General features: G+C 31.2%; 5 protein-coding genes and 2 other annotated features. Of the genes, 3 read left to right on the top strand and 2 right to left on the bottom strand.

What is annotated here, in order from left to right; translation table 11 throughout:
• Both HMPREF3186_RS03050 and HMPREF3186_RS03045 read left to right on the top strand, forming a co-directional pair.
• A partial coding sequence (locus HMPREF3186_RS03050; RefSeq protein WP_269446628.1) for a Rib/alpha-like domain-containing protein occupies positions 1-2,156 on the top strand: 2,156 nt, incomplete at its 5' end.
• Between the two features lie 217 nt (positions 2,157-2,373).
• Positions 2,374-2,727, top strand: a complete 354-nt coding sequence (locus HMPREF3186_RS03045; protein WP_060913874.1) for a YlbF family regulator — start codon at positions 2,374-2,376, stop codon at positions 2,725-2,727.
• Positions 2,728-2,794: 67 nt separating this feature from the next.
• Here the strand turns inward: HMPREF3186_RS03045 and HMPREF3186_RS03040 are convergent, their stop codons facing one another.
• Together HMPREF3186_RS03040 and metE are read right to left on the bottom strand one after the other, a co-directional pair.
• Positions 2,795-4,636, bottom strand: a complete 1,842-nt coding sequence (locus HMPREF3186_RS03040; RefSeq protein ID WP_060913873.1) for a bifunctional homocysteine S-methyltransferase/methylenetetrahydrofolate reductase — start codon at positions 4,634-4,636, stop codon at positions 2,795-2,797.
• Positions 4,637-4,645: 9 nt separating this feature from the next.
• Entirely contained in the window at positions 4,646-6,886 is a 2,241-nt protein-coding gene (gene metE / locus HMPREF3186_RS03035) for a 5-methyltetrahydropteroyltriglutamate--homocysteine S-methyltransferase (RefSeq protein ID WP_060913872.1), read from the bottom strand.
• A gap of 83 nt (positions 6,887-6,969) precedes the next feature.
• Positions 6,970-7,212 (bottom strand) — a binding site (T-box leader).
• Positions 7,213-7,271: 59 nt separating this feature from the next.
• Positions 7,272-7,490 (bottom strand) — a binding site (T-box leader).
• A gap of 260 nt (positions 7,491-7,750) precedes the next feature.
• On the opposite strand from metE, the gene HMPREF3186_RS03030 reads away from it, so the two are divergent.
• A partial coding sequence (locus HMPREF3186_RS03030) for an SSURE domain-containing protein (RefSeq protein ID WP_156438955.1) occupies positions 7,751-8,730 on the top strand: 980 nt, incomplete at its 3' end.

Below are 8,730 nucleotides of genomic sequence, written 5' to 3'. Positions count from 1 at the left end.
AAACTGTACATTCTTATTTTATCATTCTCATCAAAGGCGACTCGAAACCTGAAAATAAATATGAACTTATGCATAATGAATTGTCTCAATATTGGGAAATCGACAAAACTTATCATTATGACAGTGGGCTTGATGCAGTATTATTTAAAACTAAAAGTGCACTATCAATTGTTCCGGATGGATTGGTTCATGTTTTAGCTATACGCGGAACTAAAGGTGGAAAAGATATAAGTAATGATGTAGTTGTTGCGTTTGGCCAAAATCCACAACAAGGTAAAGAAATTGAAGAAATTATAAAAGATATTGGATTAAGAGAAGATATAAAGAACTTTTATATTACGGGACATTCATTAGGAGGATACCTAACTCAACGTGCAGTAGTGAAGTTACATAAATTAGCAAATGAAGAAAATGGGTATTTGATAGAACCTGCTGCTAAGAAGTATAGAGATTTTTATCATAATGCTTTCAAAAAAGCTACAACGTTTAATGCTCCTAAAATTGTTGCATCTATTTTGAATAGAGATCTATATAACAAGAGTATTTTAAGCAAACAGTTAGCTAAAGAAGGGAAAATAAAGCATTATGGAATGAGCGGGGATAATGTTGCAAGATTATTATATAATGATAAAGATGTTATGACCTATATAGAAAAAGGAGAACATAGTTCTAATGCGTACTTCTCATCAATATTAAATGATGATGATAACTTTAATGTTGGAGAAAGAACTGGAGTTACTGGTAAAGGAAAACAAAACTCAGTGTTGAAAACTCTGAAAATAGTAGAACCGACAACTGAACAAGTAAGAAAAATAGTAAATGAAAACATGAAAATTTCATTAAAAGATAAAAATCCACTAGAAATATTAGCATTAAATAAAATTTCTAGAGAAAAAGTTTTAGAAAAATTAAATTTAGATAATTTACCTAAAACTGCAACATTAAACATAGATATTCCTGAAGGAATACAACCTACAGCAACGACGTATACTTTAAATGTAGCAGTAAATTATTTAGGGAAAACTATAAATACGAATGTAGGTGTATTGGTAAAAGTACTACCTAATTTCGAAGAGTTGAAATCAATCAAACAAGAAGCTTTTCTAGAAAGCGAAAAGAAAATAAATACAGATAATAAAACTTCAAAAATAAAATCTAATTATAGTGCTAAAAAAGAAGAATTAAAAATAAAATTACAAAAAGCAGAAGAATTATTGAAAAATAGCAATGCTAAGCAAACTGATATAAGAACTTTAACTAAGGAACTAGAAACAGCACTAGAAGAGTATAAAACAGTAGTTCGTGATTTGAGATTAGACAAAACGTTATTAACAGATGCGATAATGAAAGCAACAAAAAAACTGGAAGTATTCAAAAACACAAATACTGCATTAAGCTCGTCTGAGGCGATGAATGAGTTTAATATTCGAAAAGGTGAATTATTAAATGACTATAACAGTCTATTAAAAAAAGTAAAAGGTGAGCTAGATACAATAGAAACTTATGATAAATTAGTGAAAGAAAAAGATAAGTTAGCTAATTTAGAAAAAGATATCGCATCAGCCCTATCTGTTTTAAATAAACAGCAAAAAGATTATTATGAACCAATTGTGAAAATTTATGAAGTATATGAAGGTGATACACCTAATGCAGAGTTGGTTATTGAAAAGAATAATTTACCTATAAAAAGTATAATTTGGGAAGGAACCCCAGAAACTTCTAAATTCGGGACTAAAAAAGCAACAGTAAGGGTAGTGTATAGAGATGGTAGTTTTGATTTAGTAAATGTGAACATAGATATTAAAGCACTATACGGAGAGGTAACAACAAAAACGGAAGTAAAAACAATCCCATTGAAGGTAATTTATAGAGAAGACAATACAAAGAATATAGGATATGTTAATACGATAGCGGGAACTGAAGGACGAGTTGTAACAACTATAAAATCAAGATTAAATAAGAAAACAAATATTTTAGAAGAGATAGGTAGAGAAACAGTAACAACTAAAGCTGTTGATACAATAATAATAAGAGGGACTAAACCAAAAGTAGAAATTAAAAAACCTTCAAGTTTGATACGATTTGAAAAAAGATATAAGAATCGCAAGGTAGTTGAAAAGCAGCAAAAGCATTATTCAAGAAAAAGAAGAAGATAGAGTAATAATTATATGACTTTGAATCAGCGAGAGATGTGAGAAACAATAGATATTCTTGGAAGTGTCGGGAAAAGAAAGAGTAGCTAAAAATAGTAAAATAGCCGCCAGGATGATATCAATAGTAACAAAATAGATTGTTAGATGTGCAAACGATTTATTGTCAAATAAGGTAAAACTATGTTATAATTAAACTACAACATAGAAGGAGCAAATAATTATGGTAAATATTTATGATAAAGCAAATGAATTTGAAAGAGCATTAAGAGAGTCTGATGAGTATAAAGCATCATTAGCAGCATCTGAAGAATTATATGCAGATGAAGAAGCTAACGCTTTATATACAGAATTTGTATCAAAACAAAAAGATTTGATGGAAGCAGCTCAAGCAGGAAATGAACCTACTGAAGAAGAATTATCAGTATTTGAAGAAATTCAACAAAAGCTATTAGAAAATGCTAAATTCTTAGAGTTTGTACAAACTCAACAAAAACTACAATTTTTAATTGAAGATTTAAATAAAATAATGTACAAACCTTTAGATGAACTTTTCGAAAAATACGGAAATAAATAATAGAAATACAATAAATCCAGGTGTTAGAATGATTCTAATACCTGGATTTTCTATATACATTTAACTTTTATTTATCTTTGTTTTCTTCAACATAATCTATTAATTCTAAAGTAAGATCATATCTAAAGAATGGTGTTATTAGGTAAATTCCTTTAAAGTGTTTTAAAGCAATATCAAGTAACTTTTTACTTTCTTCTAAAGCAATTTTTTGGCAAAGTTCTTTGTCATCTTTTACTTCTTCTAATTTAGCTAAGAATTCTTCTGATAACTTGATACCAGGCACCTCATTGTGTAAGAATACAGCGTTGTTATAGCTAGTAATTGGCATTATACCAACGAAGAACGGAGTATCTGGATAATCAGCAGCAAATTCTGCTAATTGCTCAATTTTTTCAGCTTCAAAGACAGGTTGTGTAATAAAGTAATCAGTACCTGCTTTAATTTTTTTCTCAACTAGACGTTTTGTTTTACTTAAGTCGCGAACATTTGGATTGTAAGCAGCAGCTACTGTGAAGTTTGTAGTCTTTTTAAGAGAAGCTCCGTTATATCCAAGTCCTTCGTTAAGTTGTTTAATAAAAGGAATTAACTTAAGGCTAGTCATGTCATAGACACTAGTAGCTCCAGGGAAGTCACCAAGTTTACTTGGATCTCCAGTAAGAGCAAGGACATTATTAATTCCAAGAATATCAAATCCCATTAAGCGAGATTGTAGTCCGATAAGGTTGTGATCGCGACACGTTAAATGTAGAAGTGTAGGGGTAGAAATGTGCTCTTTAAGTAACGTAGCAGCAGCTAAATTGCAAATTCGAGTGCTAGCTAAAGAATTATCTGCTAAAGTTATAGCTTCGATATTCTTTTTATCTATTGCTTTTGCACCTTCGATAAATTTATCTACATTTAAGTGTTTTGGTGGATCTAGTTCAGCTATTATTGTTACTTGTTTTTTGACTTTATCAACAATTGTTGGTTTATTATTTGCTACTCTTACAAGTTCTTCCTCAGCTGGTAAAGGTGTGATAATTTTTCTTTTAACAGGTTTAAGATCTTTAATTCCTTTTTTAATAGCACGAATATGCTCAGGAGTAGTTCCACAGCAACCACCGATTAATCTTACACCTTCTTCTACAAGTAACTTAGCACTTTGTTCGAAGTAAGCTGAATTTTTTCTAAAACGGTATTCATTACCATTAATAGTTTGTGTTAACTGTAATAAGCTGGCATTAGGATAAGCTGATAGGTAGCTTTGTGCAAATAATGGAACTTGTTTTAAACTTTTTATCATATGATAAGGACCAAGATGACAGTTTAAACCAACGATATCAGCACCTAAGTTAACAAGGGTACTTAGAGCATCAGTTACTTTTTCCCCATTTTGAGTTATACCTGCCTCTAATAATGAAATATTAGTAATAATAGGTAAGTCAGTTAATTTTCTAGCTTCAGTCAATACAGCACGAATTTCTTCTTGATCATAATAAGTTTCAAAAAGTAATGCATCAATTTTATTTGTTGATAATAATACTTTTACTTGATCAAGTGTTTCGTTAACGATTGTTTCTAATGATAGTTCACATTCACGAAGACCTCGAATAGCTCCAATAGTACCGAAAACAAAAGTATTTTCTCCAGCAGCTTTACGAGCTATTTCAGCAGCGCGAATATTAATTTCTTCAAACTTGTCTTCATAACCATAAGTTTTTAGCTGACATTTTTTTGCAGCATAAGTATTTGTTTGAATTATATCTGCTCCAGCTTCAATATAAGCCTTATGAATTTTCTCTACAGAATCCGGATTAGAGATATTATTATATTCATGACAACTTTCCAATCCATTACTATAGAGAGCTGTACCCATAGCTCCATCAGCTACGAGTACATTTTGTTCTAATCTCTCTAGTAAGTTTCTCATATGAACCTCCTATTTAGCGGCAAGTTCATTTCTAATTTCTTTAGTTACCTCAACTAAAACTTCTAATGCTTCAATAGTTTCTTTTTCAGCACGAGTTTTTAATCCACAGTCAGGGTTAATCCAGAATTGCTCAGTAGATAGTTTTTGAAGTGGACGTAAGATATTTGTACGAACTTCTTCTTTAGAAGGTACACGAGGAGAGTGGATGTCGTAAACTCCTAGACCAATACCTAAAGGATAGATTGCAGTTTCGAATGCAGAGATTAATTCTCCGTGACTTCTACTAGTTTCGATAGAAATAACGTCAGCGTCTAATGCACGGATAGAATCGATAATTTCATCGAAGTTAGAATAACACATATGTGTGTGAATTTGTGTATCATCTTGAACTGATGAAGTAGCTAAACGGAATGAGAATACTGCTTCTTCAAGATATTTTTCTTTTTTGTTATCTCTTAGAGGTAATCCTTCACGGATAGCTGGTTCATCAACTTGGATAATTGTAATTCCAGCTTTTTCTAAAAGTTCAATTTCATTTTTAAGTGCTATAGCGATTTGGTTGAAGATTTCTGCTTTAGAAATATCAGTTCTTTCGAATGACCAGTTTAGAATTGTAACTGGTCCAGTTAACATACCTTTAACAGGACGGTTAGTTAAGCTTTGAGCATAGGCAGTTTCTTTAACTGTAACAGCTTCTACGTGTTTTACATCTCCGTAAATAATTGGTGGTTTAACCCCACGAGAACCGTATGATTGAACCCAACCAAATTTAGTAGATGCAAATCCAGCGAAACGTTGCCCGAAGAATTCAACCATGTCTGTACGTTCGAACTCACCGTGAACTAATACGTCAATATCAAGATCTTCTTGGATTTTAATCCAACGAGCGATTTCTTCTTCAATAAATTTTTCATATGCTTCATTAGATAATTCACCTTTTTTCCATAGAGCACGTTGTAGACGTACTTGTTTAGATTGAGGGAATGATCCGATTGTAGTAGTTGGTAATAATGGTAAGTTGTATTTTTTATTTTGAACTTCACGACGAACTTTGTAATCAGATGGACGAGTAGAACGAACATTTTCACTTGATTCTAATTCAAGGTTTCTGAAGTCAGCATTTTGTAGTTTGTTGAAATCTTCAACGTGTTTTTGGTATGCTGCATCTTCTTTACCATCTAATTTGCTAGCTAGTAAGTTAAGCTCTACTAATTTCTGATCAGCAAATGCTAAACCGTTTAATAATGTTTCTTCTAATTCAGTTTCGTTTTTAGTTGTTACTGGTACATGTAGTAATGAACATGAAGGTTGAATTACTAATTCAGCAACATTAGCTTTAATTTCTTCTAATAATGCAGAACTATCTTCGAAATCATTGCTCCATACGTTACGCCCATCAACAATCCCAGCAAATACTTCTTTATCTTTGAATAAACCAGCTTTTACATTAGTTAAGTTTTCTTCTCTTCCGTGAACGAAGTCTAAACCGAAAGCTACTGGTAAATCAGCAAGTTTTTCAGCTTCTACTAAAGCTTCAAAGTAAGTTTGGAAGATGAATTTAGCATCTACTTCATTGTTGAAGTGGTTGTATACTTTGTGAGCTAATTCTACATAGTTTCTACCTTCATCAGTAACAAAGATTGGCTCATCTACTTGGATGTAAGAAGCACCAGCTTCAGCTAATTCTTTGAATACTTGAGTGTAAAGTGGAACTAATTTATCTACAGCTTTTTCAAATTCTCCTTCAGCTAGACCACTAGATAAAGCAACATATGTAATTGGTCCAGTGATTACTGGTTTAGCTTTATCTCCTACGATTTCTTTTGCTTCTTTATATAAGTCTAATAGACGAGTATTGTTTAATTTAGGGTTAACATTTTCCCATTCTGGTACGATGTAGTGGTAGTTAGTGTTAAACCATTTTTTAAGTGCAGATGCAACATTATCTTTGTTACCACGAGCGATATCGAAGAATAAGTCTACATCAACTTCTCTTCCTTCGAAACGTTGTGGAATAACGTTGAATTGAACTGATAAATCTAAAATGTGATCATAAAGTGAGAAATCACCAACTGGGATAAAATCTAATCCAGCATTTAATTGTTTCTCGATATAAAGACGACGAAGTTTTCCTGCTTCTTCAAATAACTCGTTTTGACGAACTGTACGAGCCCAATATCCTTCAATTAATTTTTTCCATTCTCTTTTTTCCCCTAAACGTGGGTATCCTAAACTTGAAATTTTTGTCATTATTCTTTCCTCCTGAGATTTTCTCTTTTTGTGTATATTGAATTATAAAAATAAAAAACGCCCTTAAACAATATCTAATATTGTCTAAGGACGTGCGTTTCATACGTGGTACCACCTTATTTTATGGAAAATCTAAAATGATAAATTGTATTTTTTAGTTTTCCACCTCATTAAAATTTTAACGCTATTTTCTGCGTAATTATCTAACTTTCGCTCGATAATTAAAACTCAAAGACCATCTTCAAAAAAACTCATTAATCTCTTTTCAGCTACCGAGACTCTCTGGTGTAAATCCTTTTTTCTACTCATCTTATCTATGTTATAATATATTAATTTGTAAAAATATTTTTTTATTCAGTCTTAAATACGACAAAAGGGTAGTAACACAAGGGACGAAATGACCGTGTTACCACCCAATTTTATAATCTTAAAATAAATTTTAATCTTACCTCAATGATTATTAACGGTTATCAACCGGAACTAACTTATATATACTCATTAGTTCAGCTCTGTGACCATTTACAATACACTCAAATCCTTTTTTTCACCAACCAAAAGGTCTCTAATAATTAAGAAATATTGCTCTTCACTTCTTCGCTTTTTAAAACTGTTAAAGAAATATTAACATAAGATATTTTCTTTGTCAACACTTTTTAGTAAAAAAATTAAAAACTTTTTTCGAAATTGTCAGAAATCTAATTTAAACCATATATATTAGTATATTTTTAAAATAATTATTTTATAATATCTATTTAAGAAGTATTTAAACATTTACTAATAGTTAGTTAATATCTATAAGATATACTGTATTCATCAAACAAAAAGTTTTGGTAATAAAGTATTAATAAGAGGAGAAAAATACAAATGAAAAATAACTTTATGAAATCAGAAAATTTTACAAAATGGGCAATAAGAAAAGTTAGTGTTGGAGTAGTATCAGCAGCTATTGCAAGTGGTATTTTTGTAATTGTAGGAGGTGGAGAAGCACACGCAAGTGATAAACAATTAGATAAAGCACCTGTAGTTCAAAATGTAGATAATAAACAAACTGATACAGTTGTTGAATCTAAAGCACCTGAAAATAAAACAAATACTGTGGAAAAAGTAACAACACCTGTTGAGAAACAAACAGTTGAAGTGAAAAATGATGTTACGGCTGAGAAACAACCTGAAGTAAAATCAGAACCAAGCGTTGATGCAAAAGAAGTTGATGCGAATAATTTATTAAAACTTGCTAAAGATGTAGCAGAACCACAAACAACTCCAGTTGAAGTTAAAAAAGCAGTAATGGATAATACTAAAGATGAAGTTAACGTACCAGCTAAATACTTAGATAAAGCAAACTTCCCTGGACCATTCACAGCCGGAGTAAATCAAGTAATTCCTTATCACTTATTCGCAGGTGACGGAATGTTAACTCGATTAATCTTAAAATCATCAGATAATGCACCATGGTCAGATAACGGATCAGCGAAAAATCCAGCTCTTCCACCAGTGAAAAATTTAACAGAAGGATTATACTTCTATGAAGTAGACTTAGCAGGAACACAAGGAAAACAAGATAAAGAATTATTAGATTTACTTAAAGCAAATGGAACACAAAGCTACAAAGCAACAATCAAAGTATACGGTGAAAAAGACGGAAAAGCAGATTTAACAAACTTAGTAGCTACAAAAGATGTAAATGTAAATCTAAATGGATTAACAACTGTTAACGAAGTTAAAAAAGCTGTTATGGATAATACTAAAGATATAATTGATGTACCAGCTAAATACTTAGATAAAGCAAATTTCCCTGGACCATTCACAGCTGGAGTAAACCAAGTAATTCCTTACCACTTATT

The sequence above is a fragment of the Gemella haemolysans genome (assembly GCF_001553035.1).
GTDB classification, from domain to species: domain Bacteria; phylum Bacillota; class Bacilli; order Staphylococcales; family Gemellaceae; genus Gemella; species Gemella haemolysans_B.
This window is presented reverse-complemented; position numbering and strand designations above follow the sequence as displayed.

Coding starts and splice junctions, on each gene's coding strand:
- HMPREF3186_RS03045 (WP_060913874.1), top strand. CDS start 2,374: ATGGTAAATATTTATGATAAAGCAAATGAATTTGAAAGAGCATTAAGA.
- HMPREF3186_RS03040 (WP_060913873.1), bottom strand. CDS start 4,636: ATGAGAAACTTACTAGAGAGATTAGAACAAAATGTACTCGTAGCTGAT.
- metE (WP_060913872.1), bottom strand. CDS start 6,886: ATGACAAAAATTTCAAGTTTAGGATACCCACGTTTAGGGGAAAAAAGA.